Below are 25,781 nucleotides of genomic sequence, written 5' to 3' on the forward strand. Positions count from 1 at the left end.
AGAAGATGCGCCCCGGAAAACAGGTTGCGGCCACAGTAAGGGGCCGCAACGGCAAGAAAAAGGGTCGACAATGCGGCCAAGCCTTGCAAATTCCGCAAGGCCGGCCAGTCTGGCCCCTGAAATGCGGCGCGCGGGCGCCACGGTGGCAAGGGATGGAGCGAATGGACGATTTGCTATGGCAACCGAGCGAGGCGACGATCGCCGGCGCCAACATGACCAAGTTCCGGACCCAGGTCGCGCGAGACTGGCAGGTCAATCTCCACGACACGGCAGCCCTCTGGCAATGGTCGGTCGACGAGATCGAGCAATTCTGGCTGTCCCTCTGGCGCTTCTGCGATGTCATCGCTGATGGGCCACACCAGCCGGTCCTGGCCGATGGCGACAAGATGCCCGGCGCCCAGTTCTTCCCCAATGCCCGGATCAATATCGCCGAAAACCTGCTGCGCTTCTCCAAGAGCGGCGACGCGCAGGACGCGCTGATCTTCTGGGGCGAGGACAAGGTGAAGCGCCGGGTGAGCCACGGCGAACTGCACGACAGCGTCGCGGCCCTCGCGGCACATTTCCGGGGTATCGGCCTCAAGATGGGGGACCGCGTTGCCGGCTTCGTGCCGAACATGCCCGAAAGCATCATGGGCGCCTTCGCTGCCGCCTCATTGGGCTGTGTCTGGTCTTCCTGCTCGCCCGATTTCGGCGTCCAGGGGGTCCTCGACCGTTTCGGCCAAATTGAGCCGCGGGTTCTCATCACCGCCGATGGCTATTGGTATAACGGCAAGAGCCATGACTGCCTCGACCGGGTTGCCGAGATCCTCGAAAAACTGCCGAGCGTCGAGGAAGTCCTGGTCATTCCCTATATCAGCCAGCATCCCGACATTTCGAAGCTGCCCAACGCGCGGCTCATCGGCGATGTGATCGCGGCCAACAAGGGCGCCCAGGCCAAGTATGAGCGCGTCCCCTTCAATCATCCGCTCTTTATCATGTTTTCCAGCGGCACGACCGGCGTGCCGAAATGCATCGTGCACGGCCAGGGCGGCACGCTGCTCCAGCATTTGAAGGAACACCGCCTCCATTCCGACGTGAAGCCCGGCGACCGCGTCTTCTACTTCACCACCTGCGGCTGGATGATGTGGAACTGGCTCATCTCCGGCCTGGGTTCGGGCGCCACACTGATGCTCTACGATGGCTCGCCCTTTGCGCCGAACGGCAACATCCTGTGGGATTTCGCCGATGCCGAGAAATGTACCTTCTTCGGCACCTCGGCAAAATATATCGACGCCTGTCTCAAGGGCGGCATCCATCCGATGAAGACGCACGACCTCAGTCACCTGCGCACGATCGGCTCGACTGGGTCGCCGCTGGTTCCGGAAAGCTTCGATTACGTCTACCGCGACATCAAAAAGGATGTGTGTCTCTCCTCGCTGTCCGGCGGCACGGATATCGTCTCGTGTTTCATGCTGGGCAATCCGACCGGCCCGGTCTGGCGCGGTGAAATCCAGATGCGTGGCCTCGGCATGAAGGTCGAGGTCTGGGACGACAATGGCAAGCCGGTGACGGGCGAGAAAGGCGAACTCGTCTGCACCCGCCCCTTCCCTTGCATGCCGGTGGGCTTCTGGAATGATGAGGGCGGCAAGCGGTACAAGGCCGCCTATTTCGAGCGCTATCCCAACATCTGGCATCACGGCGACTATGTCGAACTGACCGAGCATGGCGGCATCGTCGTCTACGGACGCTCCGATGCCGTGCTCAACCCGGGTGGTGTGCGCATTGGTACGGCCGAAATCTACCGCCAGGTCGAGCAGTTGCACGAAATCCTGGAAAGCATCGTCATCGGCCAGGATTGGCAGGGTGATGTGCGCGTGATCCTCTTTGTGCGACTGCGCCCCGGCGTCACCCTCGACGAGGCCTTGGAGAAGAAGATCAAGGCCCAGATCCGCAACAACACGACGCCGCGCCATGTGCCCGCCAAGATCGTGGCCGTGACCGACATTCCGCGCACCAAGTCCGGCAAGATTGTCGAACTGGCCGTGCGCGAGGTCGTGCATGGCAACCCGGTCAAGAACAAGGAAGCGCTCGCGAACCCCGAGGCACTCGAGCTCTACGCCAATCTGCCCGCGCTGCAATCGTGAAGAGGTTTCTATCGTGACGCTTGCCGCCAATCCCTGGCTTGCCGCTGTTGCCGTTCCGCCGATCGCCGAGGCGCAAGGCTGGATCGAAGGCCGGACCTTTCCGGCCGACAAGCCGCTCATCGACGTTTGCCAGGCTGTGCCGGGCTATGCGCCGCCCGACGCACTCGTTGCCTATATGGCCGAGGCGCTGAAGAATCCGACGACACATCGCTATACCGACATCGAAGGCTTGGCCGACCTGCGCGCGGCGCTTGCCGGCGACATCAACCGCGTCTATGGCGGCGCGGTGCGGGCGGAGAATGTGCTCATCACGGCCGGATGCAATCAGGCCTATTGCCTTGCAACGGCGGCCCTCGCCCGTGCCGGCGATGAGATCATCCTGCCCCTACCCTATTACTTCAATTACCAGATGTGGCTGGACATGATCGGCGTCACCGCGCGCCATGTCCGCTTCCGGCCCGAAGCCGGCGGCCAACCGGATCTCCAGGAAATCCGCAGCGTCATCAATCCCAAGACAAAGGCGCTGGTCCTGATCTCGCCCAACAATCCGACGGGTTCGGTCTATCCGCCGGAGTTCCTCAGCGCGGCCTTGAAGCTGTGCCGCGAAACCGGCATCGCGCTCATCCTCGACGAAACCTATCGCGATTTCATGCCGCATGACGAGGCCCCGCACGGTCTCTTCCGTGAAAACGGGTGGGAACAGAACCTCCTCCATCTCTACAGCTTCTCGAAAGTTTTCTGCCTGACCGGCCACCGCGTCGGCGCCATCGTCGGCGACCCGAAGCTGCTCGACCAAATCGGCAAATCGATGGATTGCGTCGCCATCTGCGCGCCGCGCTTGGGCCAGATTGCCGCCCGCCGTGGCCTCGAAGCTCTCGGCGACTGGCGCGGCGGCAACACGAAACTCATGCGTGATCGCTTGGCGGCACTCACCAAGGCCTTTGCGCGCAACGATCTCGGTTACGAAGTCGTCAGTGCCGGCGCCTATTTTGCCTTCGTGAAACATCCACATACGGGCCGCAAGGCAACCGATGTCGCCAAGCGCCTCGCGGACCGGCAGAACCTGCTGGCCCTCCCCGGCTCGATGTTCGGCCCCGGTCAGGAAGATTTCCTGCGCGTCGCCTTCGCCAATGTCGATGCCGACAAAATGCCGGAAATCGCCGCCCGCCTCGCGGCGGATGCGGCGACAGGCTGGTAACTCCATCACTACGCCATCCCCGGGCTTGACCCGGGGATCAGGTTCGACTGGGTGAGAGCTATCAGATTCTGACAGATGCCCGGGTCGAGCCCGGGCATGACGAGAAAAGACGGGCCTAAGGCCTGATTTCGATCGGTGTTCCCAGATCGACCGCCGACCAGATCACGTCCATCGCCAAATTTGAGACGCCGACGCAGCCATTGGTGAGCGGTGAGCGCGTGAAAAAGCGCCACCATTGCCGCTGGCCGTGGATCATGATCCCACCGCCGGCGGCTTCACCCTTTGCCGCCGCGCGCGCCGCTTGCGACTTGTTGGGATAGGAAACCAGCAGCGCCTTGTGATGGGTCGAGGCATCATTGCCCCAGATCAGCTTGTATTTGCCTTCGGGTGTCCGCTGATCCCCTTCGCGCACCTTCTGCCCCACCGGGTTCTTACCCAGCGAGATATCCGCCGAGAATACCGTCTTGCCCGCGCGCAACAGCGAGATCGTACGTGCCGACTTGTCGACCAGGACCTTGTCGACCGGGCCGATCATCAACGCCATGACCGGGCCCGGCAGATAGGTCAGCATCGCCCAGGCAACGGCGATGACCGCCAACGCCTTGGCGCCATGCTTCAGCCAGCGCGGCGGTGTGGCGGCAACCCAGCCGACGCTATCGAGGACGAGTTCGCTCATTTCCCCTCGAGCAGCGCCTGCAATTCGTTCCATTCGCGCTTGCCCATGCCGCTCGATTCCTGGGTCACGGTTTCGCCGGCAAGGCGCCGCTTCACGACGGCGAGCGCATTCTTGGAAAGGGTCGCGGCCCCCAAACGGTGCTGGACAAAGGCTTCGTAGCAAAGCGGGACCCAGCGCTTCAGTACATCGATCATCGCATCGGCATAGACGCGGATCTCGTATTGCGCATGCGGGTCGGCACGCAGCGACAGGAAGTGCATGAAATTGTGCAGATCGATCTTCCAATACCATTGGGTATAGAAGTTGAGGCTGAGGTTCATGCGCGCGAGTTCACGTGCAAGACCCGGGCGGCTGGGATCCGCCGGCTCGCCCGCCTCGTTCTCGTTCAGCATGTCGACGTAATGGTCATAGACCTGCGTGGAATCCCGCTTCAGCAGATCCAGCACACGCTGTGCTTCGGCGCCTTCCAGCACATTGCCGCGGCCCTGGCGATTGACCGACGATTGCGCGGCGAGATTTTCCGGCGCCGGGATATAGAACTCGCGATCCAGGATGGAATAGCGTGCCGAGTATTCATTCACATTGGCCGTGCGATGGCGGATCCACTGCCGCGCCACGAAGATCGGCATCTTCACGTGGAACTTGATCTCGCACATTTCGAACGGCGTCGAGTGGCGATGACGCATCAGATAATGAATGAGGCCTTGGTCTTCCGTGACCTTCTTGGTGCCACGGCCATAGGAGACGCGCGCCGCCTGCACGACGGCATTGTCGTCACCCATATAATCGATGACGCGGATCAGGCCGTGATCCAGCAATTCGATCGGCTGATAGAGAATTTCTTCCAAAGCAGGCGCCACGGCGCGACGCGTGGGCAGCGAGGCCGCGCGCTGTTCGTCGATTGCCGCCAATTGCTCAGGAGATAAGGACATGCCGGATCCCGCCTCGGAGTTGAAAAATCGCCAATAAGAGGCGACTCGCCCCTTCCCGGCCCCAAGCCGGTCGCGCGTTTTACCCGGATGCCGCGCCCTCAACAAGCATCGGTAAATTCGCGATCAAAGCCCGGGGGAAGTTAAATGCTTAACGAATCTTCCCGCCGGGACTTTCCCCGCGCGCTGGCGGCGCCTATATTAGGGGTGTCGGGCAACCGACTATGGCGATAAACGTTTTGTGGAATAAGCGTTGCGGACCCGGGGGCGGTACCCGGCGCCTCCACCATAATTCCTTGCCGACCAATGTGTTGGCAGGTCTCATGGGGGCGAAATAGGATCGACGTGCGCGGTAAAGACAAAGCTTTTGCTCGGTATGGTACCCGCCGTTATCGGGCCAAACCTAGAGATGCCAACGACAACGTTGCATCCGATCTTCGTATGGCTGCCTAAGATCCCTAACGGGCTCTAAGTAGCTTACAAGAACGCGGTACCCGGGGGGCGCCGGGCAACAGAAAGCCCCCCACCCGCTTAAAGATACTCATCGCCGCCGCGGGGGCCGGCGGATAAACTGCGGGTGACAAGAGGGGAGTTGGGACGGCGTTATGGCGAAGGATTGGTTGCGCTACGATCAGATGGTGGAAGATGCGCTGCGCGGTGTTGTGCGCCGGGCGCTGACCGAGGCGGCTGTTTCCGGCCTGCCCGGCGACCATCATTTTTACATCACCTTCCGCACCGATCATCCGCTGGTCCGTATCCCGCAGCACCTCAAGGCACAATACCCGCGCGAGATGACGATCGTGCTGCAGCACCAGTTCTGGGGCCTCGAAGTTACCGATGACAGCTTCACGGTGACCTTGAGCTTCGGCGGCAAGCACGAACCGCTCTTCATTCCTTACGAAACCATCGTCAGCTTCGCCGACCCATCGGTGAAGTTCGCCCTGCAATTCGATTCCGGCGAGGGTGACGAGGAAGAGGAAATCGAAGGCGAGGAGACGGGCGAAACCGTTCTCGCTCTCGAGAAGCCGGAAGCCAAACCCGCTTTGGCCGATCAGCGTCAGCCCGCGTCAGGCGACGCCGATCCCGAGAAGCAAGGCGGAGCGCCGACCGGCGGTACGGTCGTGGCCCTCGACGCCTTCCGCAAGAAGCAGCAGTAGCTTCGCCGAAAAATTGCTTCGAGACATTTTCGCTGCTTGACGGTCCGGCAGCTGCTGCGTATTTTCGCCGCACCTCTTGAACGAGGAGGAGGACCGTCGAATGAACCATGTCACCCGAAAGAGCTGCCACGCAGCCTGAGATTCGACCTCGGCCGACGCGCCGATGGCGTGTCACCAATCCCTTGTTCCTCCCGGAATTCCGTTCAACTCTAACCGCGTAACGTCGGACTTCATCCGTCGCTGACCGATCGTCCCCTTTTGGGCCTGTCGTCCGCGTCAGATCAGGGTCCGTCATTCCGGGTCAATCAAGGATCACCGGCACGCAATCGCCCGTCCCGCTTGGGACGGCGTCGCACCGTCGTCGCATCTCAGCAACCCACAAACCCCGCGCCTTTGTCGCCGGTCGTTTCGCCCTTTTTAGGTGCGTTCGACGGAACGGCGGAGCTTTGCCGGCATGGCAAGGGCACACACCCAAAGAAAGAAGGAACGATCATCATGCCGATCAATCTCAACCTCTGGACCGTCATGCTCACCCGTTGGCTCGGCCGTTCGCGCCAACCGAACGTTTTGACCACCATCGGCCTAAGCGGCGTCTCGCATGGCGAGGCCGAGCGCGAAAGACCGAGGCGCGGTCAGGCACCTCCAACGGTCGATATCAGGCTGCTCTCGGCGCATCTGCGTCGCGACATCGGCCTCGATCTCGATCGCGTCTGATGTAAGAGGTCTTCGATGTAAGAGGTATTCCGGGGGCAGGTTCCGCCCTGCTCCCGGATCTTCCTATCCCACCATCTCCATCACCCGCGCCAGGCGCTGGCTCGCCAGCATCGCCAGCTGCAAGGTCTGCGCGCGCCGCCGGTTGCCATTGAGCGGCGTCGCCACCGCCTCGCGCAGGATGGCTGCACCGTGCCGGTCGCCGATGATGAGCCCGCGATCTTCGGGCAGGATCTCGCGCGGAAAGTCGGCCGCCACGGCGAAATAGAAGCGGTCGCAGAAATCCAGATATTCCGGCCATTTCTGGTCGGCGCGGAAATCCGCGCGGCAGGATTTGATCTCGACGATCACGAACTCGCCCGCCGCATTGAGCGCCATGATATCCGCCCGCCGCTTGGCGCGGAGCGGCACTTCAGGCACCGCCGCATAGCCGAGATCGGCAAAGAGCCGCATCACCCCGCGCGCAATATCGGCGGCAATGAGCGGTTGGGCCGGCCCGTCGGCACCGGCCGGGAACAGACTATCGGGCATCTGCCTTCTCCGGATGATCGCCGGGCAGCTTGCCGTCTCGTTCCTGTTTTGTCCATAGCCGGCCCAGCTTGCGGCAGGTCCGCCAAGCCTATATCCAGGGCGGCGGCAGGCGGGGGCTGGATGATCGAGGTTTCATCGAAACGGCAGGAGGGGTGGTTGAGACGCGCATGGCGGCTCTTCTGGCGCGCCCTTGCCCTCTTCTTCATGATCTCGGTGGTCTCGACCGCCGTCTATGCGTGGGTCCCCGTGCCCGTCACCTGGCTGATGATCGAGCGCGTCTTCGAAGGCAATTGGATCCATAAAAGCTGGCGCTCCTATTCGAACATCTCGCCCAACCTCGCCCGCGCCGTCATCGCCGCCGAGGATGCGAAGTTCTGCGAACATCGCGGCTATGATTGGGAAGCGATCGAAAAGGCGTGGAAGCGGAACCAGAAGGCCAAACGCATCCGCGGCGGTTCCACCATCAGCAACCAGACCGCCAAGAACGTGTTCCTCTGGCCGGACCGCACCTATCTCCGCAAGGGCCTCGAATTCTATTTCACCGGCCTCATCGAACTGACCTGGACCAAGAAGCGCATCCTCGAGGTCTATCTCAACGTCGTCGAGTTCGGCCCTGGCATTTATGGCGCCGAAGCCGCGGCCCAGGCGCATTTCGGGAAATCGGCGAAGGATCTGACTCGGCGCGAAGCGGCGCTCCTTGCCGCCGTGCTGCCCAATCCCATCCGCTGGTCGGCCTCCAAGCCCACCGGCTATATCCGCAGCCGCGCCGGCACGATCCAGGCCCGCATGAACGACGTCCCCGACCCGACCGACGATCCCTGCCCGCGCGGACTTGCCAATTAACCAAGACAGGCCGCGCCGCCCGGCGGCAAAATAGGCGCCATGCCGACGATCGGGTCTCTCATCAATAACGGCCAAGGCCAGATCATTGCCAAGGTTCCGGGCGGTGCACCAGGGACCGAATCCTTCCTCGTCCGCAAGACCGGGAACGCCAGCACACCGACGGATGCGGCCGCCGGCACCGATACCAAGGCAGCCCCCGCCCCCGGTCAATTGTCGCCTGAAGAAAAGCGCGTCGTCGCCGAATTGCAGCAGCGCGACCGCGAGGTGCGCAACGAGGAACAGCGGCATGCCGCCACCGCCGGCCAGTTCGGCGGCCAGCCGCAATATGTCTTCAAGCGCGGCCCCGACGGCAAGCTCTATGCGGTCGAAGGCAAGGTGCCGATCACCGTCAATGTCAGCGGCACGCCGGAGGATCAGGAGAAGGCCCTGCGCCGCGTGCAGGCGGCGGCCGTCTCGGTGCAATCGCCCTCATCCGGCGACACGTCGGCCGTGGCCGGTGCGGCAGCCGCCCTCGTCGCGCAAAAAGACGGCCCACAAACCTCGGAAGCCGAGCGCCGCCAGCAGGCAGCAAAAGCCTATCGCCAATCGCAGGCGACACAGGAGGCGGAAGACTTGGCGGCGCAGATCTTTGGCGCAATCGCCAATCAGGAGGTCTAGATCATTCCCCTTCCGGATGAAGCTCTCGCCACAGCCACTGACAGAGCTTGAGCCCACCTAGTGTGAGGATCAGCGGAATACCTATCAGGGCGAGGAGAAATATCAGGGTGTCTAGACTATAGTGGCCATCGCCAGTCACCAGCACACAGCTGCCAGCGAAGATCAGGAACAGGCCAGATATCCCTGTTACCAGAGCACTGATTGCAAAGACCAGCCAGTAGATGGGATTGCCGCCATCCGGTAGTGAAGATTTCGGGGCTTGCTCCAAAACTACTTCCCCAACCGCTTCAGTAATTGCCAGGCGACATAGACGGCGCCGATGCCGAACAGGAGGGGCGGACCGCCCAGCAGCATGGCGAGGCCGCCATCGTTCGGCATCGAGACCAGGATGCAGCCGCCGGCACCGAGCACCACTAGGGTCCCGCCGATGATGACCGCCCAGCTGACGAACATGGCAAAGCCGTCATTGCCGGCCGGCTGATTGTTCTGATCCTCGCTCATCTTCCCCCCCTTCATCCTTGTCGCTTGGCCCAGGCGCGGCCGGTGGCCAGACGCCCCTCGAGGCCCGGCCGGTAGAAAAGATTGTAGGTGTCGAAGGGAATGATCTTCCCCTCCGGCGTCACGAAATGGATGCAGGAGCGCTTCACCTGCCCCGTGCAGAAATTGAAGCGGTCGAGAAACTGGATGCCGAGCACGCGAAAGACGCGGTCATAGGCCAGCGCCTGCGGCAGGGCGATATCGGGCAGGCAGCAGAGCAGCGATTGCAGGGCCGGTGCCGCATTGTTGCCGGCGGTCGAGAGCGACATCAATTCGAACAGCCGCTGCTTCAACGCCGGATGCTTCTCATAGGCGATGGTGTTCGGCCCCTCGCGCAGGATCTCCTCCTTCGGCAGCAGGCGCGTGATCGGCGTCAGCTTCTCGCCGTCGCGCAGCGCATAGCCGATGGTGATCGATTCCGGGTTGCAGGGCAGCGGGATGATGTCGTCGGGCGCGAACTGGTCGAATTGATCGAGGATACCCCGGCGAATGTCGGAGAGAACGATGCGGTTGCGCTTGACATCGAAGCCTTCATTGCGGCCGGCATCCTGCACCGGCTGGAAGGTGACGCCGCGCACACAGCGATATTTGAGCGCGTGCCGGATGATGTCGCCGATCTCATGATCGTTGACCCCGCGCTTCAGCACGACGACGAGGGTCGTGGCGATATTGTACCGCTCCAGATTGTCGAGCGCCTGCGCGCGCACCGATCGCAAATCGGCGCCGCGAATATCCATCAGGGCCTCGCGGTTAAGTGAATCGAATTGCAGATAGACCTCGAAGCCCGGCGTGAATTCCTGCAAGGCGGCGACGAAATCCGGTTCCTTGGCAATACGCAGCCCGTTCGTGTTCATCATCAGATGGCGGATCGGCCGGCGCTTGGCGGCGCGCAGGATCTCGATGATGTCGGGGTGCAAAGTCGGTTCGCCGCCACTGATTTGCAGCAGGTCCGGCTCGCCTTCGCTGGCGACCAGCGCATCCAGCATCTTCTCGATGGTGGCGAGATCGAGCTGTTTTGAGCGCGCGGGCGCTGAATCGGCAAAGCAGACCGGGCAGGTCAGGTTGCAATGCTCGTTGATCTCGATGAGGGCGAGGCACGAATGCTGTTCATGATCGGGGCAGAGGCCGCAATCGAACGGGCAGCCGTAATCGGTGCGCGATTGGAAGGCGAGCGGAACGTCGCCGGGCTTCAGCCAGTCCCGCTGCTGGCGCCAATAGGCGGCATCGGTCGAAACCAGCGTCTTCTGCACGCCGTGCTGGCCGCAGCGTTTCTGGTAATAGACCGCGTCACCTTCAATGAGGATCTTGGCCGGGACCGGCAGCAGGCAGGTCTCGCAGAGTGACGTCGTCTGGCCGAAGAAGTGATAGGGTCTGATATCGCGCATGGTCTCGCCTGTTCCCCCAAAGCATGAGGGCAGCGTAGAGGAACAGCAGAACCGCGCCAATCTGGAATACGGTAAACTCGTTCACAATGCGCCCATAGGGTTTCAGGAACTCCAGCGCAAAGCGGTCGGCGGCGAAGACCAGCATGAAAATGTGGAAGCCATAGGCCGAAGCCAGCGCCGGCCGCGCCTTCGCCCAAAAGAAAAAGAACGCGGCAAAAGCCAGCATAACGGCGCTCTCGTAAAGCTGCACCGGATGGCGCGGGATGCCGTCGCCGAAATCATGCGCCCAAGGGAGGGAGGTCGGCGTGCCGAAGGTAAAGTCGTCCATGCCCGCGAGAAAGCAGCCGATGCGCCCGATACCCAGGCCCAAAGCCAGCGGCAGCACAAAGACGGCACCTGTCGAGCCGCGCTGGCCGCGGATCAGTTTGTAAAGCTCGATCCCGACGACGGCCCCCAGCACCGCGCCGAAGACACTGCGCCCGATCCCCGGATGACTCGAGACGATGAGATTGAGCGTCCCCAGCCAATAGGCGCCGAGTGCGGCCGAGACGATCAGCACCATCCAATAGGAAAGACCCCGCCGGGTGCCGCCCGCGAGCCCCACCGGCATCAGATAGCGCCGGTAAAGCCACCAGCCGGCAGAACTGCCGAGCGCTGCCGACAGCAGGTCCGAGACGAAATGCAGATTGAACGGCAAGGCGGCTTACGCCGCATCGCCCGCCACGTCATAGCCCGCATCCTCGATCGCGGCGACGACCTTGGCGCGGTCGGGGGTGCCGCCCACTTTCACCTTGCCATTGTCGATATCGACCTCGACCTCGGCGCCGGGTGCGGCCACGGCCAGCGCCTTCTTGATCGAGCTGGCGCAGCCGCCGCAATGGATGCCTTCGACCTTCAAATTCAACATGGGGGACGTCCTCTCCAAATCCGATGACCCGAATATGGGGTCTCCCATGATGGGAAGGTCAAGCGCCCAGCCCCAACAAATCAGCGGCACACCACTTGACGAAACTGTATTTCGATATATCTTGTATTTCGATATATCGAAACAGAAAGGACAGATATATGTTTTTCAAACACTTACGTGAACACTGCGATAACCACCGGGGCGATGGCGACCGCCGTTTTGCCCGGGACGAGTTCGGCGGTGGCGGCTTCTTCGGCCGCGGCGGCTTCGGGCGCCACGGATTCGGTCGCCACGGTCGGCGCTTCGGGCGCATCTTCGAACATGGCGACCTGCGCTATGTGGTGCTGCAGATGATCGCCGAGAAGCCCCGCTATGGCTATGAGGTGATCAAGGCGATCGAGGAAAAGCTCGGCGGCGCCTATACGCCCAGCCCCGGCGTCATCTACCCCACCCTGACGCTGCTCGAAGAAACCGGCTATGCGACGGTGAGCGAGGCCGAGGGCAACAAGAAGCTCTATGCCATCACCGAGGCCGGCAAGGCCTTCCTGGCCGAGAACAAGTCGATCATCTCGGCGATCTTCGACCGCATCAGCGAGACCCATACCGCGCATGGCGGTGGTCCGGCCCCGCAGCTCGTGCGGGCGATGGAAAACCTCAAGATCGCGGCACGCCTGCGCATGTCGCAAGGTCCGCTCACCGAGGAACAGATCCGCGCCATCGCGGCGGCGCTCGATGAAGCCGCGCAGAAAATCGAGAATTTGAAATGATGATAGGGATGATCATGTCCGCGAACCAACCCACCACTTCCGCGCCCGCCAAGACCAACACAAACACCTTGGCCTTCAGTTCCGTTGCCCGCGTGCCGACCGACAAGGCGGCGCGCTATATGGGCCAGTTGTGCAAGCATTTCGCCCACAAGATCCCGGCGACCTTCGATGCGGAGACGGGCCGCATCGAATTCTCCATCGGCGTGTGCGAACTCGCGGCAGCCAAGGATGCACTGGCCATCCATGTCTCGGCTGCCGACGAGGAAACCCTCGCCCAGATGGAAGACGTAGTTGCCCGCCACCTCGTGCGCTTCGGCTTCCGCGACGAGCTGGTCGTGAACTGGCAGCGCGGTGCCTGAACCGCCGCGAAAGGTCCGATTGTGCTCATCCGTGATCGCCTTTACCTTTCGGGGTGAAGCAACGGACCCGATGAGCACGCATGTTGGATTTTTCCAAACTCTCGGAGCGCGAACTCCTCGCCCTCGCCATCTCGTTGGAAGAGGAAGATTCGCGCATCTATGACGCGTTCGCGGAAGAACTCCGCGAGACCTACCCCGACACAGCCAAAATGTTCGCAGCCATGTCGGAGGAGGAAACCGGGCACCGCCACCGGCTGCTGACCCTCTATCGCGAAAAATTCGGCGACCGCATCCCGCTCATCCGGCGCCAGGATGTACGTGGCTTCGTGACCAGGAAGCCGGTCTGGCTGTCGCGGCCATTGGGGCTGGAGACCGTGCGGGCGCAGGCGGAACTCATGGAAGCCGAGACCAAGCGCTTCTATACCCGCGCCGCCGGCCGCTCGACCGATGCCGCGATCCGGCAATTGCTGGGCGACCTCGCGGCCGAGGAACGGCGCCACGAAGCCAAGGCCGAACAGCTTGAGGCCACTTTCGTTTCGCCCGACTCGCGCCATGCCGAACATGAAGCGGAACGGCGTCTCTTTCTTCTGCAGATCGTGCAGCCGGGCCTTGCCGGCCTCATGGACGGATCGGTTTCGACCTTGGCGCCGCTCTTCGCGGCAGCCTTCGCAACGCATGATACGTGGGAAACCTTCCTCGTCGGTGTCGCCGCATCGGTGGGCGCCGGCATCAGCATGGGCTTTGCCGAGGCACTCTCCGATGACGGATCGCTGACCGGGCGCGGTTCGCCCTGGCTGCGTGGATTGGCAAGCGGCATCATGACGACACTGGGTGGCTTGGGGCACGCCCTCCCCTACCTCATCCCCGATTTCGCGGTGGCGACGACCGTCGCCAGCATCGTCGTCGCCCTGGAACTCTTCACCATCTCCTGGATCCGCAAACGCTATATGGACACGCCTTTCCTCAAAGCCGCTCTCCAGGTGATCATCGGCGGCCTCCTCGTCTTCGCCGCCGGCATCTTCATCGGCAGCGCATAGCCTCAATTGTCATGGTCCGCGCAGGCGGACCATCCACGCGTTTGCCAGCAACAAGAAGAAGCAAGTCTTGGATTCTCCTCCACAGCCGAGGGCCGAGGATGCCAATTGGTTGTGAATTGCACCCGAACTGTCCGGCGTCAGCGCCGTTGAGACACTTTGCAGGGCTTGAGGAATGGAGGGGTTTGGTTTCATCGTAACGACCTAGGAGTGAAGATACGACCAAAACCCAATAACCCTAAGACTCCATCAGAGAAGCTGGTCAGGGATATCCGGCGGGCCACCCGGAAGCACTATTCGGCCGAGGAGAAGATTCGGATCGTGCTGGAGAACTATTGTCTGCCGGGAGCACTCGAAGCCAAAATCGATGCCTTCGTCGATCACTACAATCACCAGCGTTATCACGAGAGCATCAACAACCTGACGCCCGCTGATATCTACTTCGGTTGCGATCAAGCTATCATCGAACAACGCGAAAGGATCAAAGGCGACACCATCGCCCAACGACGTTTGCAACACCTGAACGCCGCCGCTGAAACTCAACAACAGATGAGCCAGATCCTCTGTTAAACCTCGGCCCCTCGTGTCTCAAATATTCTGCCGACGGACAGTTTGCCACTTACTCCTTAGATGTAACATGCGAAGCAGTTCCGACAATATCCATTTCTTCTGTGAGAGCCTCAATCAGATGGGAGTTGATCAATGTTGAGCGGTTCCACTGAGTTGAATTCATCGGAGGAGAAATATAGTCGGCTCCTACGTCGAGCATATAAATCGGTCGCCGCGCTGCTAACGGTAGTGTGCTCGCTCTTGGCCTCATTCGCGCTTGCGGATGATACGCATCGTGAGGAAGCGCGGAATTGCTTTCTAACGCCAGAATTTAAAGCCTCAGAATTCTATTCGCGCGGCGTGATGAGGTGGGAATCGCCAATTCGTGTCGCGGTAGTCGACCTCTCGAGCAAAAGGAGTGAGGATAGGTTGTACGTTACAGAGCAACAGGTTCGCTATTTGTCGAAGATCACAGGACTAGATATTGAGGCTGTCGAGGCTAACGATCTCTCATATGATGAACAGCGTAGGAACGTTCTTCTGGTCTTTGTTGATTCAAGATCGACGGCCGCCGAAATCTCTCACCTTGATCAGTTTCTAAGTGCCGTCAATATAAATGGAGTGGTGCGTGCTGAAGAGCCTTTATCAGCTATGATAAAGGAAGGAACTAGCTCATACATTGACGTGAAGTATGACAATCATGGCGCTGTAGCCGGTAGTCTGGTTGCAATTGATATCTCTGCATTGTCAGAACTTGAGCAAATGGCATCAACTCAAGTGGGGCTGTCTATAGCGCTGCTTCCTCAGTTGCGATTTGCGAAGTGCTATGCATTCTCACTTTCATCGACTCCGGCGAGAGGCACGGACTTTTCACCATGGTTTATCGAGGTTGTGCACGCGATTTATGGCAAAAATATCCGGGCAGGAACTTCTCTCGATATAGTCAAGAATCTCCTGAACTGACTGGATCGCCTGAACGGTTTTTGGCTGCAGAAAAGAGACAACGGCTAGTAGGGGCGAGCAGTGACTGACTATTGTAGAGGGTTTTCGGTCTTCAATGGTGTTTTCACCATTAATGCTGGCCGGTTCGGCCAGCTGCATTACGTCGTTGGCGGTAGCGGATTGGAATTTCACGCCGCAAGTAATCCGTCGCCCTCATTCAGATATATTGATGTCATGGGCAGGGCACCGACAGTCGGTAAGATAGCTTTGCTATAACTTTAAAGCTGCTTAAACTTTTTGGCGCAGACGGGGGGGCGCTTATCGCTTGACCCTTGATCATCCGGAGCGAGTTTCTCACCTGGTGAGTCTGGATACGGTGCCAACCATCGACATTTGGGAGGCAATGGATAAGGCTTTGGCTATTGATGCTTTTCTTTGGCCGCTCATGGCTCAGCCAGCCCCAGTACCCGAGACACTCATCGGCGGCCTCCTTGTCTTCGCCGCCGGCATCTTTATCGGCAGTGCGTAGCCTCAATTGTCATGGTCCGCGCAGGCGGGCCATCCACGCGTTTGTCAGCAACAAGAAGAAGCAGTTCGTGGATCCTCCGCCACAGCCGACGACTGTCGGCATTCGCCGACGGCGGAGGATGACAACAGGGCGCGAATGTTCACTCGCTCTCCAAATACCCCCGCACTAACCGCATCAACTCCGTCTTCACTGCGGCGCTCTGCAACGTCCCGCGCCGCGCGGCATTGTGGACGATTCCATCGATCGCGTCGGAAAGAACGATGGCGATCGCTTCGTCCGATGCGCGGGCCTTGCCGCCACGAAACGCCGCAACCCAAGTGCGGTAGCAGGCGAGATACTCCTGCTCGAACGCGTCCTGCGGATTTCTGAATGTCTCGGCACTCGGCGCCTCGTCCAGCAATACGCGGTGCAGCCCAGGATGGATGCTGTGAATGGCGATGATGCTGCCGACCAGATCCTCGAGAAGCTGGCTCTGCGTCTTGCCGCCCGCCGCGGCCCGCCTGAGGACCGCGAGGCAATCGTCGAGATGCTGTTTGCGGATGGCTTCGATCAGCGAAAGCTTGTCCGGGAAGTATTGATAGAGCGAGCCGATACTGACCCCCGCCGCCTCCGCGACCTTGTTTGTGGTGAAGGCGGCCCAGCCCTGCGCCGCCAAAATGCGAGTAGCCGCCTCGACGATCGCCGCGACGGTCGCCCTGGAACGCGACTGGCTCGGCGCCTTCCGCATCACGGACTTGGATTTGGCAATGCGAGTAGACAAAACGGCACCTCCGGAAAGAATGTGAAGACACTACTCACATTCTGCCGGGCGGGAAAGGAAATGAGAATGAACGACCCATTGCGAACCCTCGCCGGCTACAATGCCTGGGCCAATCGCGATCTGCTCGACACGTTGGCGCAGGTCGATCCGGTCCTGCACGCGACCGAGGTCGATGCGGCGATCAGGCTGGTTAATCACTATCATATCGTGGGTCGCATCTTCGCCGCCCACCTCGCGGGCCGGGCACATGGATACACCGCGACCAATACGGACGGCACGCCGGCGCTGGCCGCGCTACGCACCGATCTACTCGCATGTGATCGCTGGTTTGTGGATTATGCCGGAACACTGACCCCGGACGTTGCCGCCGAACGCATCGCCTTCACGTTCACCGACGGTGACAGGGGACTGATGTCACGCGCTGAAATGGTGACGCATGTGACGCTCCACGGCGGCTATCACCGCGGTGAAGTCGGCCAAATCCTCAAAAGGCTGAACATCCCCTTGCCTTGGGATACCTACGCCGTGTTTCTGCACCAGACTGAGCCGTCTCGGCGCCGGCAGGAATCAACGCCGGCCCCGGTTTCTTGACCGGCCCCCGCCTCACTTCGCCAGCATCGATCCCGTTTCGACGAAGCGCTGATGCCAGGACAGCGCCTCCGGCAGGATGACCGGCGTCTGCAGCCCATACGAGCTCTTGAGCGCGCGGTTGAAATAATCCTCCAGGGCCGGACGGAAGGTGGGGTGGGCGCACTTCTCCATGATCACCTTGGCCCGCTGCTTGGGCGCAAGGCCGCGCAGATCGGCGAGACCCTGGTCGGTCACGATCACCTGGACGTCCTGCGTGATGTGATCAACATGCGAGGCATGCGGCACGATCGCCGAAATCTTCCCGCCCTTCTTGATGGAGGGCATCATGAAAATCGAGATGAAGGCGTTGCGCGCGAAATCGCCCGACCCGCCGATCCCGTTCATGATGCGCGATCCCATCAGATGGGTCGAATTGATGTTGCCATAGATATCCGCCTCGATGGCGCCGTTCATGGCGAGACAGCCCAGGCGCCGGATGAGTTCCGGATGGTTGCTGATTTCCTGCGGGCGCAGGATGATTTTGTCGCGGAAACGGGCCATGTCGCGGTTGAGGGCTGCCGCCGCGTCCGGGCTCAGCGACATCGCGGTGGCCGAGGCCATGCGCAACCGCCCGCTCTCCAGCAGATCCAGCATCCCGTCCTGCATCACCTCGGTAAAGGCGGTCAGGTCGTGGAACGGTCCCTTGACCAGCCCGCCCAGCACCGCATTGGCGACATTGCCGACACCCGATTGCAAGGGCAGCAGGGATTGCGGCAAGCGCCCCTTCTTCACCTCATGCCCGAAGAATTCCAGCAGGTGCCCGGCGATGGCATGGGCGGTTTCGTCCGGCGCCTCGAAGGGGGCGTTGCGGTCCGGTGCATCGGTCTCGACGATAGCAATGATCTTCTCGGGGTCGCAGCGGAAATGCGGCTCACCGATCCGGTCGTCGGGCTTGGTGAGCGGGATCGGCACCCGGTTGGGTGGCAGCGCCGTGCCGTAATAGATGTCGTGCATGCCATCGAGGGCGGCGTTCTGCCAGGAATTGACCTCCAGGATCACCCGCCGCGCCCGGTCGAGCCAGGTCTTGTTGTTGCCGACCGAGGAGGACGGCACCAGGGTCCCATCGGCGCGGATAGCCGAAATCTCGATGACCGCCGTGTCGAGATCGCCCAGGAAACCCTCCCAGGCCATCGGCGCCACCTGGGAAAGGTGCATGTCCAGATATTGCATTTCGCCGCGGTTGATCTTCTCGCGGCAGGCGGGGTCCGAATTGTAGGGGAGCCTGAGCTCGATCCCGTCGACCTTGGCGAGCGCCCCATCGAGTTCCGGCCCGGTCGAGGCGCCGGTCCAAATGCTGACCCGGAATTTGTCGCCCGCCGCATGGGCCGCTTCGATCCGCTTCGCCAGCGCCTGCGGCACCGCCTTCGGATAGCCGGACCCGGTGAAGCCGCTCATGCCGACGATGCTGCCCGGGGCGATCAGCGCCGCTGCGGCCTCCGCCGACATGATTTTCTTGGCGAGGCCCGCATGGGCGATGCGTGATCGATCCGTCATCTTGATCCTTCTCCGGGGCCGCCCCTTAGTGCGGCTGTTCCTTGACCTTCAGGAATTTGACCTTGGGGTGGTCCTGTTGCGCGCGGTCCAGGTGCCAGGCATTGCGGGCCAGGAACACGGGATCGCCATTATGGTCCTTCGCCATGCTGGCCCGCGTCTCGTCGACCAAGGCCTTCAGCGCCACGGGATCGTCGCTTTCGACCCAGCGCGCGGTGTGGAGGCTGGTCTGTTCGAACTTCACCGGCAGGCCGTATTCCGTGCGGATACGGTCGGCGAGAATTTCGAACTGCAGCGCGCCCACCACGCCGACGATATAGTCGGTGCCGATCTCGGGGCGGAAGACGCGGGCGGCACCCTCTTCCGCCAATTGCTCAAGAGCCTTCCCCAAATGCTTGGCCCGCAACGGATCGTCGGCACGAACCGACTGCAGATATTCCGGCGCGAAGCTGGGGATGCCGACGAATTGGAGCGCCTCGCCCTCGGTCAGCGTATCGCCGATCCTCAGGTTGCCGTGGTTGGGGATACCCAGAATGTCGCCGGCATAACCCTCTTCCGCGATCTCGCGGTCCTGGGCCAGGAAGACGACCGGATTGTGGAGCGTCAGCTGCTTGCCGGACCGGACATGCAGCATCTTCATGCCGCGCTGATAGCGGCCCGAGACGAGGCGCGTAAAAGCAATACGGTCACGGTGTTTGGGGTCCATGTTCGCCTGGATCTTGAAGACGAAAGCGGTCGTCTTCTCCTCCGTAGGCTCAACGATGCGGGTCAGCGTCTTCTGCGGACGGGGCGGCGGCGCCATCTCGGCGAGCCCCGCAAGCAGTTCGCCGACACCGAAATTGTTGACGGCCGATCCGAAATAGACCGGCGACAAATGCCCCTCGCGATAGGCTTCGAGGTCGTAGGGCTTCATCAACCCGCGCGCCATTTCGACATCGTCGCGCAGGCGCTGCACTTCGTCACTCTTCAGATTTTGCTCAAGGGCCGGGTCGTCGATTCCTTTAATTTCAACGACATCCTCGTCCTGCTTGCCGCCGCGCTCGAACAGGATCAGGCGATCCTTCATGAGGTCGTAGCAGCCGCGGAAGGTCTTCCCCATGCCGATCGGCCAGGAGGCCGGCGTCACGTCGAGCGCCAGCTGGTCCTCGATCTCACTCAACAGATCGATCGGCTCACGGCTCTCGCGGTCCATCTTGTTGATGAAAGTGACGATCGGCACGTCGCGCAGGCGGCAGGCTTCGAACAGCTTGCGGGTCTGGGCTTCGATACCCTTGGCGGCATCGATCACCATCACCGCGCTGTCGACGGCGGTCAGCGTCCGGTAGGTGTCTTCCGAGAAATCCTCGTGGCCCGGCGTGTCCAAGAGATTGAACGCACAGCCCTTATAGTCGAAGCTCATGACCGAGGCGGTGACCGAAATGCCGCGCTCGCGCTCGACCTTCATCCAGTCCGACCGCGCGCGCCGCTGTTCGCCGCGCGCCTTGACGGCGCCGGCCAGCTGAATGGCACCGCCGAACAGCAGCAGCTTTTCAGTGAGCGTGGTCTTGCCGGCGTCCGGGTGCGCGATGATCGCGAACGTGCGGCGCCGGGAAACTTCGTTCGGCAGATTGGCCATGAGGTCACTCGGGGAGAATGCGGTGGTCGAGGCGCAATCTAAGCAATTCGCACCTTTTTTCCAGCCAAAAAGATTGGACGCAACATTCTGGTTTTTAAGCTTTTTTCGAGCTCACCAGCATGACGCCGCCCAGCACGAAGGCAGCGCCCACCATCTGTTCGATGGAGACACTCTCCCCCAGGATCAGCCAGCCGAAGAAGATGGTGGCGACCGGGCCGATCGACCCCACGATCGAGACCTTGGACGCTCCCACCAGTTGGATCGCCTTGGCCGTGAGGAAGATGGGCAGGATGGTCGACAGCCCCGCCATCGCCGCCGCATAGGCATAGACCTGCCAGGGCTGACTCACCGCAGCGACGAGCGGGCTCGCGATCGTGAAATGGATGAGGCAGGCGATGGCCGCGACACTGGTCGCAAGCCCGGCGAACTGCACCGAGCCCATGCGCTGGGTCATCTGCCCGCTGCCCACCAGGTAGATCGCGTAGGTAATCATGCACAAGAAGATGAGTGTCCCGCCGATCGCCGTCGCCCGCTGATCGCCGGTCATCTCGATATCGTGCAGGAAGGCGATGCCGATCCCGACATAGGACAGGGCCATTGCGAAAATGGTGCGCTTGGTGATGCTCTTCCCGAACATGAAGACCGAGATCAGCACCACGACGGTCGGATAGAGGAAGAGGATCAGCCGTTCCAGCCCCGCCGAGATATAGGCAAGCCCCATGAAGTCGAGGAGGCTCGACAGGTAATAGCCGACGAAGCCTAGGAACAGGATGCTGAGCCAGTCGCGGGGCGCCAGGCGGGCTTCGGATTTGCGCGCCGACCACCAGGCCGTACCAAGCAGAACCGGCAGCGAGAAGGCCATGCGCAGCGCCAGCAGCAACACCGCATCCACCCCATAGTGGTAGGCGAGCTTCACGAAGATGGCTTTCAGCGAGAAGGCGGCGGAGGCGACGAACGCCAGGAGGACGCCGCGATTGGCAAGCATGTTGGTGGGACCCATCGGGACTTGAAGGTTGCACCCTATCCAGCCCCTCACCGCCTGAGTAGTGCGATTGCGTCATGCAGCTCTGCCAAAATGCGTCTCCCCCGAGGGCAAAACGGTTGAAAAGGGCGGCGCCAAGGGCCATTTAAGGAGCAGTTTCGGTAGCCTTTTTCCGTCAAATCTTTCACCTTTTGCGACGTCGGAGCCCAATGCCCCACGCCACGCCGCTCATCGCCACCATCGTCGGCAGCCTCGCTTTGGCCTTCATCCTGGGCGCCATCGCCCAGCGCCTTAGGATCTCGCCGCTGGTCGGATACCTGTTGGCCGGCGTCGCCGTCGGCCCCTTCACCCCCGGCTATGTGGCCGATCAGGGGCTGGCGCTGGAGCTGTCCGAAATCGGCGTCATCCTGCTGATGTTCGGGGTCGGGCTGCACTTCTCGTTGAAAGATCTGTTATCGGTCAAGGCGATAGCGATCCCGGGCGCAGTGCTGCAGATTGCCTTTGCGACCCTGCTCGGCTGGGCGCTGGCCTGGGGTCTCGGCTGGTCGATGGCGGGCGGCCTCGTCTTCGGCCTCGCCCTCTCGGTCGCGAGCACCGTGGTGCTGCTGCGCGCGCTACAGGAACGCCATGCGCTGGAGACCGATCGCGGCCGCATCGCGGTTGGCTGGCTCATCGTCGAGGATCTGGTGATGGTCCTCGTCCTGGTCCTCCTCCCCCCCTTCGCGGCGATTCTGACCGGCGGCGAGGGCGACATCGTGATGCCGCTCCTCATCACGCTGGGGAAAGTGACGGCCTTCATCGTCTTCATGCTGGTTGTGGGACGGCGCGTCATTCCGTGGGTGCTGCACTACATCGCGCATACCGGATCGCGGGAGCTGTTCCGACTTGCCGTCCTCGCGATCGCCCTGGGTGTCGCCTTCGGATCGGCGATGCTGTTCGGCGTTTCGTTTGCCCTCGGCGCCTTCTTCGCCGGCATGGTGCTGGCGGAATCCGAACTCAGCCACCGGGCGGCGGAAGAGTCGCTGCCCTTGCGCGATGCGTTCGCGGTGCTGTTCTTCGTTTCGGTCGGCATGCTGTTCGACCCGATGATCCTGGTCACCAGTCCGCTGCTGGTGCTCGCCACCTGCGGCATCATCATCTTCGGCAAATCGGTGGCGGCCTTCCTCATCGTGCGGGCCTTCCGCCACCCGAGCGGGACGGCCCTCATCATCTCGGCAAGCCTCGCGCAGATCGGTGAATTTTCTTTCATCCTCGCGGCCTTGGGTGTCGATCTCAACCTGCTGCCGGAAGAAGGCCGCGACCTGATCCTGGCCGGCGCCATCCTCTCCATCCTCGCCAACCCGCTGCTCTTCGCCGCCATCGACCGCCTGAAGGCGAAGAAGGCCGACACGACAGCGACCGAAAACGCCAACGAGGACCAGCTGGTGAAGACCAGCCTCAGCAATCATACGGTGATCGTCGGCGGCGGCCGGGTCGGCAAGGAACTGATCAACTATCTGAAGCAGGAGAGCTTGCCGTTCCTCGTCATCGAGGACCGGGAGAATGCGCTGAAGCATTTGAGGGGCGACGGCATCGAGGTGATCGCCGCCAACGCGGCCGATCCGCGGGCGATCCAAGCGGCCAATGTCGCCGGGGCCAAGCGCCTGCTGGTCGCCATCGACAATGCGTTCGAAGCGGGCCAAGCCGTCGAACAGGCGCGCAAGGCCAATCCGGCGGTGGAGATCATCGCACGCGCCTTTTCAAGCGACGAGACCGACCACCTCAAACGCCTGGGCGCCGACCGCATCGTCGTCGGCGCAGAAGCGATCGCCCAGGGCATGCTGTCAAAAGCCTTCCCCGCCCAGACCGGTACGGCCTAACGGGAGTGAGCGAACCGGCCTTTCAGCCGACGGCTTGCAGCTTTTCCGGTTCGGGCAGTTCGAGGCCCCACATCTTTTCCAAGCTGTAGAGCTTGCGCACATCCGGCCGGAAGAGATGGACGATGATATCGTTGCCGTCGACCAGCACCCAATCGCCCTGGCTCATGCCCTCGATATTGATCGGCTTGGCGCCCGCCTTGGCCAGCTTCTCGGCCACGCGATGCGCCATCGCCGCCAATTGGCGGGTGTTGCGACCGGTGGCGATGACCATGAAATCGGCAATGGCCGATTTGCCGGCGAGATCGACCGAGACGATGTCTTCGGCCTTGTCGTCGTCGAGCGACTTGGTCACCAGCTTCAGGAGCTGACGCGAGAACGCATCGGCCGCGTTCGCGGCTTCAACAGGTTTCGCACTCGGCTTCTTGGGAGTCTTCGCCTTTGCGGCGGCTTTCGGCGCGGCGCTCTTCGACTTGGCAGCGGCCTTGGGCTTCGTCGCGACCTTGGCCTTGGCAGCTGCCTTCGGCTTCGGGGCCGCTTTCGGTTTCGCCGCGCTCTTCTTGGCTACCTTGGGAGCAGCCTTCTTGGCGGCGGATTTCGCTGTGCCGGCGGATTTGAGAGCGGTCTTCCGGCGAACCGCGGTGTTCTTTTCGGAAATGGCCTTCTTCCTCCTCTAGCCGGCGTCACGACGAAACGATCATCGAGGCGTTGCCGGTTGTGCCGCCCGCGAACCTGACTCACCCCAGAGCCGCTTCGAGCGGATCTCCGTGGCGGAAATCGGATTCAATCGATGATGCACAAACATCCACGCCGGCGGCTGCGACGTGACCAGCGTTCGGGCAGCTTGCTCCCGCGCCCGAAAACAGGCGAATCGCCGTGCCGCCAGAGCGGCCAGTGCCCTATAAGTATATGTCGGACGGTCAAAAACCGCAATTGGCACAAGATGAAAGATCTGTTGCCAATCCTTCCAGCGGTGCATGCCGGCAAGATTGTCGGCCCCCATCAGCCAGACAAAGCGGTAATGCGGATATTTGCGCACGACCTTCTGTAACGTGTCCGCGGTGTATTGGGTGCCGAGGCGGAGTTCGAGGTCGCTGACGCGAATACGCGGATGCGCCGCGACACGCTGCGCTTCGGCAAGGCGCGCATCCAAGGGCGCCATACCGATAGGACTTTTCAGCGGGTTCTGCGGCGCCACCAGCCACCAGACTTCATCGAGGCCGAGATAGGCCAGGGCCGCGAGGCTGATATCCCGATGCCCGTCATGGGCCGGGTTGAACGAACCGCCGAGGATGCCGATCTTGCGCGCGATCGTCGACACGGTCAGGGACGAACCTGGCCGTTGCCGCGCACGATATACTTGTAAGAGGTGAGCTGCTCGGCCCCTACGGGCCCGCGCGCATGGAGCTTGCCGGTCGAAATGCCGATCTCCGCCCCCATGCCGAACTCGCCACCATCAGCGAACTGGGTCGAACTGTTCCAGATGACGATGCCGGAATCGATCTCATTGAGGAAACGCGCGGCCGTCTCCGGGTTCGCCGTGATGATGGCTTCGGTATGGTGCGAGGAATGGCGTTCGATATGGGCGATCGCCTCGCCCACCCCATCCACCACCTTCACCGACAGAATGGCATCGAGATATTCGGTATCCCAATCCTGGGGGCTTGCCGCACCGACACGCTTGTCGAGTGCCTGGATCGCGGCATCGCCCCTGAGTTCGCAGCCCGCCTTGATGAGATCGTCGAGGATGGGCTTGGCGAATGTGAGCGCCGGACGGTCGATGAGCAGCGTCTCGGTCGCACCACAGATGCCGGTGCGGCGCATCTTGGCATTGAGCACGATCTTCCGCGCCATCTCGGGGTCTGCTTCGGCATCGACATAGGTGTGGCAGATGCCGTCGAGATGCTTCAGGACCGGAATGCGGCTTTCATTGGCGATGCGTTCGATGAGACCCTTGCCGCCGCGCGGAATGATGACATCGATATACTCCGTCATGCCCAGCATGATGCCGACGGCAGCGCGGTCGGTGGTCGGCAGGCGCTGCACGGCGGCCTTGGGCAGACCAGCGGCGCAGAGACCTTCCTGCAGGCAGTCGAGAATGGCAGCCGCACTATGCGCACTTTCAGACCCGCCGCGCAGGATCGCGGCATTACCGGATTTGAGGCAGAGGCCCGCCGCATCCGCCGTCACGTTGGGGCGGCTTTCATAGATGATGCCGATGACGCCGAGCGGCACGGACACGCGTTCGATCTTGAGACCATTGGGGCGATCCCAGGAACCCAGCGAGCGGCCCACGGGATCGGGAAGCTCGGCGATTTCCTCAAGCCCCTTGGCCATCGCTTCAACGCGCTTGCCGTCCAGCATCAGCCGGTCGAGCAAGGCACCGGAAAGGCCCTTCTCACGCGCGGCGTTCATATCGCGCTCGTTGGCGGCCATGATCTTTGGCGCCTGAACACGGAGCTCGGCGGCCATCGCGCGAAGCGCCAGGTCCTTTTTATCGCGCGGTGCCTGGGCGAGCTTCCCGGCGGCAGCCTTGGCCGCGCGGCCGAGCGCCAGCATCTCGTCCATCAGTGCGTCGCCGGTTTCTTTCTTCAGCGCGGTCATTCTTTCACT

The 25,781-nt window shown here is 61.8% G+C and carries 29 protein-coding genes, 1 other RNA gene and 1 pseudogene; 16 read left to right on the forward strand and 15 right to left on the reverse strand.

The genetic code is table 11. The features are described from left to right. Nucleotides 1-161 precede the first annotated feature (161 nt). Together ACE3PP_RS01025 and ACE3PP_RS01030 are read left to right on the forward strand one after the other, a co-directional pair. Nucleotides 162-2,123 carry an acetoacetate--CoA ligase gene (locus ACE3PP_RS01025; RefSeq protein WP_374377308.1) on the forward strand — a complete coding sequence of 654 codons (1,962 nt, stop codon included), beginning with the start codon at nucleotides 162-164 and terminating at the stop codon, nucleotides 2,121-2,123. Nucleotides 2,124-2,136: 13 nt separating this feature from the next. Then, nucleotides 2,137-3,321 carry an aminotransferase gene (locus tag ACE3PP_RS01030; protein WP_374377309.1) on the forward strand — a complete coding sequence of 395 codons (1,185 nt, stop codon included), beginning with the start codon at nucleotides 2,137-2,139 and terminating at the stop codon, nucleotides 3,319-3,321. A gap of 115 nt (nucleotides 3,322-3,436) precedes the next feature. Here the strand turns inward: ACE3PP_RS01030 and ACE3PP_RS01035 are convergent, their stop codons facing one another. Together ACE3PP_RS01035 and thyX are read right to left on the reverse strand one after the other, a co-directional pair. After that, nucleotides 3,437-3,997, reverse strand: coding sequence for a murein L,D-transpeptidase family protein (locus ACE3PP_RS01035; protein ID WP_374377310.1), 561 nt, complete (start codon nucleotides 3,995-3,997; stop codon nucleotides 3,437-3,439). After that, entirely contained in the window at nucleotides 3,994-4,929 is a 936-nt protein-coding gene (gene thyX, locus ACE3PP_RS01040) for an FAD-dependent thymidylate synthase (protein ID WP_374377311.1), read from the reverse strand. Before thyX ends, ACE3PP_RS01035 begins: the two co-directional genes overlap by 4 nt. A gap of 167 nt (nucleotides 4,930-5,096) precedes the next feature. Between thyX and ssrA the strand changes: the two genes are divergently transcribed. The 3 genes from ssrA to ACE3PP_RS01055 all read left to right on the forward strand — a co-directional run bounded on the left by ssrA (nucleotide 5,097) and on the right by ACE3PP_RS01055 (nucleotide 6,797). Further along, nucleotides 5,097-5,454, forward strand: a transfer-messenger RNA (tmRNA) gene (ssrA, locus tag ACE3PP_RS01045). Between the two features lie 77 nt (nucleotides 5,455-5,531). Then, nucleotides 5,532-6,083 (forward strand): SspB family protein, encoded by a 552-nt coding sequence (locus ACE3PP_RS01050; protein WP_374377312.1) that lies wholly within the window; start codon nucleotides 5,532-5,534, stop codon nucleotides 6,081-6,083. A gap of 495 nt (nucleotides 6,084-6,578) precedes the next feature. Beyond that, a complete protein-coding gene (locus tag ACE3PP_RS01055) occupies nucleotides 6,579-6,797 on the forward strand; it encodes a hypothetical protein (RefSeq protein WP_374377313.1) in 219 nt (72 codons plus the stop codon). Nucleotides 6,798-6,860: 63 nt separating this feature from the next. Here the strand turns inward: ACE3PP_RS01055 and ACE3PP_RS01060 are convergent, their stop codons facing one another. After that, a complete protein-coding gene (locus ACE3PP_RS01060; protein ID WP_374377314.1) occupies nucleotides 6,861-7,325 on the reverse strand; it encodes an MmcB family DNA repair protein in 465 nt (154 codons plus the stop codon). Nucleotides 7,326-7,481: 156 nt separating this feature from the next. On the opposite strand from ACE3PP_RS01060, the gene mtgA reads away from it, so the two are divergent. Next, on the forward strand, nucleotides 7,482-8,168 hold the full coding sequence (gene mtgA / locus ACE3PP_RS01065) for a monofunctional biosynthetic peptidoglycan transglycosylase (protein WP_374377315.1): 687 nt from the start codon (nucleotides 7,482-7,484) through the stop codon (nucleotides 8,166-8,168). Nucleotides 8,169-8,207: 39 nt separating this feature from the next. After that, entirely contained in the window at nucleotides 8,208-8,825 is a 618-nt protein-coding gene (locus ACE3PP_RS01070) for a putative metalloprotease CJM1_0395 family protein (RefSeq protein ID WP_374377316.1), read from the forward strand. A gap of 1 nt (nucleotide 8,826) precedes the next feature. Here ACE3PP_RS01070 and ACE3PP_RS01075 read toward each other — a convergent pair whose 3' ends face one another. Genes ACE3PP_RS01075 through ACE3PP_RS01095 form a run of 5 tightly spaced genes read right to left on the reverse strand, consistent with a single transcriptional unit; the run spans nucleotide 8,827 to nucleotide 11,654 of the window. Next, entirely contained in the window at nucleotides 8,827-9,093 is a 267-nt protein-coding gene (locus tag ACE3PP_RS01075; RefSeq protein ID WP_374377317.1) for a hypothetical protein, read from the reverse strand. Between the two features lie 2 nt (nucleotides 9,094-9,095). Next, a complete protein-coding gene (locus ACE3PP_RS01080; protein WP_374377318.1) occupies nucleotides 9,096-9,326 on the reverse strand; it encodes a hypothetical protein in 231 nt (76 codons plus the stop codon). Nucleotides 9,327-9,337: 11 nt separating this feature from the next. Further along, nucleotides 9,338-10,747 carry a radical SAM protein gene (locus tag ACE3PP_RS01085; protein WP_374377319.1) on the reverse strand — a complete coding sequence of 470 codons (1,410 nt, stop codon included), beginning with the start codon at nucleotides 10,745-10,747 and terminating at the stop codon, nucleotides 9,338-9,340. Continuing rightward, on the reverse strand, nucleotides 10,656-11,444 hold the full coding sequence (locus ACE3PP_RS01090; protein ID WP_374377320.1) for a prolipoprotein diacylglyceryl transferase: 789 nt from the start codon (nucleotides 11,442-11,444) through the stop codon (nucleotides 10,656-10,658). Before ACE3PP_RS01090 ends, ACE3PP_RS01085 begins: the two co-directional genes overlap by 92 nt. Nucleotides 11,445-11,450: 6 nt before the next feature. After that, nucleotides 11,451-11,654: a heavy-metal-associated domain-containing protein gene (locus ACE3PP_RS01095; protein WP_374377321.1), complete on the reverse strand. Its 204-nt coding sequence runs from the start codon at nucleotides 11,652-11,654 to the stop codon at nucleotides 11,451-11,453. 158 nt (nucleotides 11,655-11,812) lie between these two features. Between ACE3PP_RS01095 and ACE3PP_RS01100 the strand changes: the two genes are divergently transcribed. The 6 genes and pseudogenes from ACE3PP_RS01100 to ACE3PP_RS01125 all read left to right on the forward strand — a co-directional run bounded on the left by ACE3PP_RS01100 (nucleotide 11,813) and on the right by ACE3PP_RS01125 (nucleotide 15,834). Next, nucleotides 11,813-12,421: a PadR family transcriptional regulator gene (locus ACE3PP_RS01100; RefSeq protein WP_374377322.1), complete on the forward strand. Its 609-nt coding sequence runs from the start codon at nucleotides 11,813-11,815 to the stop codon at nucleotides 12,419-12,421. Nucleotides 12,422-12,435: 14 nt separating this feature from the next. After that, nucleotides 12,436-12,780 (forward strand): DUF2218 domain-containing protein, encoded by a 345-nt coding sequence (locus ACE3PP_RS01105; RefSeq protein ID WP_374377323.1) that lies wholly within the window; start codon nucleotides 12,436-12,438, stop codon nucleotides 12,778-12,780. Nucleotides 12,781-12,860: 80 nt separating this feature from the next. After that, nucleotides 12,861-13,817, forward strand: coding sequence for an iron exporter MbfA (mbfA, locus tag ACE3PP_RS01110; RefSeq protein WP_374377324.1), 957 nt, complete (start codon nucleotides 12,861-12,863; stop codon nucleotides 13,815-13,817). 306 nt (nucleotides 13,818-14,123) lie between these two features. After that, nucleotides 14,124-14,384: pseudogene (locus ACE3PP_RS01115) on the forward strand (integrase core domain-containing protein); the annotation flags it as partial. A gap of 132 nt (nucleotides 14,385-14,516) precedes the next feature. Further along, a complete protein-coding gene (locus ACE3PP_RS01120) occupies nucleotides 14,517-15,326 on the forward strand; it encodes a DUF2927 domain-containing protein (protein ID WP_374377325.1) in 810 nt (269 codons plus the stop codon). Between the two features lie 304 nt (nucleotides 15,327-15,630). Continuing rightward, nucleotides 15,631-15,834, forward strand: coding sequence for a hypothetical protein (locus ACE3PP_RS01125; protein ID WP_374377326.1), 204 nt, complete (start codon nucleotides 15,631-15,633; stop codon nucleotides 15,832-15,834). 139 nt (nucleotides 15,835-15,973) lie between these two features. On the opposite strand, the gene ACE3PP_RS01130 is transcribed toward ACE3PP_RS01125, so the two are convergent. After that, nucleotides 15,974-16,594: a TetR/AcrR family transcriptional regulator gene (locus ACE3PP_RS01130; protein WP_374377327.1), complete on the reverse strand. Its 621-nt coding sequence runs from the start codon at nucleotides 16,592-16,594 to the stop codon at nucleotides 15,974-15,976. A gap of 66 nt (nucleotides 16,595-16,660) precedes the next feature. On the opposite strand from ACE3PP_RS01130, the gene ACE3PP_RS01135 reads away from it, so the two are divergent. Further along, nucleotides 16,661-17,185 (forward strand): DinB family protein, encoded by a 525-nt coding sequence (locus ACE3PP_RS01135; RefSeq protein WP_374377328.1) that lies wholly within the window; start codon nucleotides 16,661-16,663, stop codon nucleotides 17,183-17,185. A 12-nt stretch (nucleotides 17,186-17,197) separates the two neighbouring features. Here the strand turns inward: ACE3PP_RS01135 and ACE3PP_RS01140 are convergent, their stop codons facing one another. The 3 genes from ACE3PP_RS01140 to ACE3PP_RS01150 all read right to left on the reverse strand — a co-directional run bounded on the left by ACE3PP_RS01140 (nucleotide 17,198) and on the right by ACE3PP_RS01150 (nucleotide 21,315). Next, entirely contained in the window at nucleotides 17,198-18,718 is a 1,521-nt protein-coding gene (locus ACE3PP_RS01140) for an acetyl-CoA hydrolase/transferase family protein (RefSeq protein WP_374377329.1), read from the reverse strand. A 25-nt stretch (nucleotides 18,719-18,743) separates the two neighbouring features. Then, nucleotides 18,744-20,330, reverse strand: coding sequence for a peptide chain release factor 3 (locus ACE3PP_RS01145; protein ID WP_374377330.1), 1,587 nt, complete (start codon nucleotides 20,328-20,330; stop codon nucleotides 18,744-18,746). Nucleotides 20,331-20,424: 94 nt separating this feature from the next. Next, the gene (locus tag ACE3PP_RS01150; protein WP_374377331.1) at nucleotides 20,425-21,315 is read right to left on the reverse strand and encodes a DMT family transporter; all 891 of its coding nucleotides are present in this window, start codon (nucleotides 21,313-21,315) and stop codon (nucleotides 20,425-20,427) included. A gap of 206 nt (nucleotides 21,316-21,521) precedes the next feature. On the opposite strand from ACE3PP_RS01150, the gene ybaL reads away from it, so the two are divergent. Beyond that, on the forward strand, nucleotides 21,522-23,171 hold the full coding sequence (gene ybaL / locus ACE3PP_RS01155; protein ID WP_374377332.1) for a YbaL family putative K(+) efflux transporter: 1,650 nt from the start codon (nucleotides 21,522-21,524) through the stop codon (nucleotides 23,169-23,171). A gap of 22 nt (nucleotides 23,172-23,193) precedes the next feature. Here the strand turns inward: ybaL and rsfS are convergent, their stop codons facing one another. Next, a complete protein-coding gene (gene rsfS, locus ACE3PP_RS01160; protein WP_374377333.1) occupies nucleotides 23,194-23,523 on the reverse strand; it encodes a ribosome silencing factor in 330 nt (109 codons plus the stop codon). A gap of 70 nt (nucleotides 23,524-23,593) precedes the next feature. Between rsfS and ACE3PP_RS01165 the strand changes: the two genes are divergently transcribed. Further along, nucleotides 23,594-23,845 (forward strand): hypothetical protein, encoded by a 252-nt coding sequence (locus ACE3PP_RS01165; RefSeq protein WP_374377334.1) that lies wholly within the window; start codon nucleotides 23,594-23,596, stop codon nucleotides 23,843-23,845. 20 nt (nucleotides 23,846-23,865) lie between these two features. On the opposite strand, the gene ACE3PP_RS01170 is transcribed toward ACE3PP_RS01165, so the two are convergent. Then, on the reverse strand, nucleotides 23,866-24,489 hold the full coding sequence (locus tag ACE3PP_RS01170) for a nicotinate-nucleotide adenylyltransferase (RefSeq protein ID WP_374377335.1): 624 nt from the start codon (nucleotides 24,487-24,489) through the stop codon (nucleotides 23,866-23,868). A 2-nt stretch (nucleotides 24,490-24,491) separates the two neighbouring features. Continuing rightward, nucleotides 24,492-25,772 carry a glutamate-5-semialdehyde dehydrogenase gene (locus ACE3PP_RS01175; protein ID WP_374377336.1) on the reverse strand — a complete coding sequence of 427 codons (1,281 nt, stop codon included), beginning with the start codon at nucleotides 25,770-25,772 and terminating at the stop codon, nucleotides 24,492-24,494. Nucleotides 25,773-25,781: the final 9 nt, after the last annotated feature.

The sequence above is a fragment of the Dongia sp. genome (genome assembly GCF_041910485.1).
Lineage (GTDB): Bacteria > Pseudomonadota > Alphaproteobacteria > Dongiales > Dongiaceae > Dongia.

What these genes read in the sequence shown, in the direction of transcription:
- thyX (WP_374377311.1), bottom strand. Translation starts at nt 4,929, where the DNA reads ATGTCCTTATCTCCTGAGCAATTGGCGGCAATCGACGAACAGCGCGCG.
- ACE3PP_RS01055 (WP_374377313.1), top strand. Translation starts at nt 6,579, where the DNA reads ATGCCGATCAATCTCAACCTCTGGACCGTCATGCTCACCCGTTGGCTC.
- ACE3PP_RS01175 (WP_374377336.1), bottom strand. Translation starts at nt 25,772, where the DNA reads ATGACCGCGCTGAAGAAAGAAACCGGCGACGCACTGATGGACGAGATG.
- ACE3PP_RS01025 (WP_374377308.1), top strand. Translation starts at nt 162, where the DNA reads ATGGACGATTTGCTATGGCAACCGAGCGAGGCGACGATCGCCGGCGCC.
- ACE3PP_RS01080 (WP_374377318.1), bottom strand. Translation starts at nt 9,326, where the DNA reads ATGAGCGAGGATCAGAACAATCAGCCGGCCGGCAATGACGGCTTTGCC.
- ACE3PP_RS01145 (WP_374377330.1), bottom strand. Translation starts at nt 20,330, where the DNA reads ATGGCCAATCTGCCGAACGAAGTTTCCCGGCGCCGCACGTTCGCGATC.
- ACE3PP_RS01085 (WP_374377319.1), bottom strand. Translation starts at nt 10,747, where the DNA reads ATGCGCGATATCAGACCCTATCACTTCTTCGGCCAGACGACGTCACTC.
- ACE3PP_RS01150 (WP_374377331.1), bottom strand. Translation starts at nt 21,315, where the DNA reads ATGCTTGCCAATCGCGGCGTCCTCCTGGCGTTCGTCGCCTCCGCCGCC.
- ACE3PP_RS01060 (WP_374377314.1), bottom strand. Translation starts at nt 7,325, where the DNA reads ATGCCCGATAGTCTGTTCCCGGCCGGTGCCGACGGGCCGGCCCAACCG.
- ACE3PP_RS01100 (WP_374377322.1), top strand. Translation starts at nt 11,813, where the DNA reads ATGTTTTTCAAACACTTACGTGAACACTGCGATAACCACCGGGGCGAT.
- ACE3PP_RS01105 (WP_374377323.1), top strand. Translation starts at nt 12,436, where the DNA reads ATGTCCGCGAACCAACCCACCACTTCCGCGCCCGCCAAGACCAACACA.
- ACE3PP_RS01135 (WP_374377328.1), top strand. Translation starts at nt 16,661, where the DNA reads ATGAACGACCCATTGCGAACCCTCGCCGGCTACAATGCCTGGGCCAAT.
- ACE3PP_RS01120 (WP_374377325.1), top strand. Translation starts at nt 14,517, where the DNA reads ATGTTGAGCGGTTCCACTGAGTTGAATTCATCGGAGGAGAAATATAGT.
- ACE3PP_RS01070 (WP_374377316.1), top strand. Translation starts at nt 8,208, where the DNA reads ATGCCGACGATCGGGTCTCTCATCAATAACGGCCAAGGCCAGATCATT.
- ACE3PP_RS01095 (WP_374377321.1), bottom strand. Translation starts at nt 11,654, where the DNA reads ATGTTGAATTTGAAGGTCGAAGGCATCCATTGCGGCGGCTGCGCCAGC.
- mbfA (WP_374377324.1), top strand. Translation starts at nt 12,861, where the DNA reads ATGTTGGATTTTTCCAAACTCTCGGAGCGCGAACTCCTCGCCCTCGCC.
- ybaL (WP_374377332.1), top strand. Translation starts at nt 21,522, where the DNA reads ATGCCCCACGCCACGCCGCTCATCGCCACCATCGTCGGCAGCCTCGCT.
- ACE3PP_RS01140 (WP_374377329.1), bottom strand. Translation starts at nt 18,718, where the DNA reads ATGACGGATCGATCACGCATCGCCCATGCGGGCCTCGCCAAGAAAATC.
- ACE3PP_RS01050 (WP_374377312.1), top strand. Translation starts at nt 5,532, where the DNA reads ATGGCGAAGGATTGGTTGCGCTACGATCAGATGGTGGAAGATGCGCTG.
- ACE3PP_RS01035 (WP_374377310.1), bottom strand. Translation starts at nt 3,997, where the DNA reads ATGAGCGAACTCGTCCTCGATAGCGTCGGCTGGGTTGCCGCCACACCG.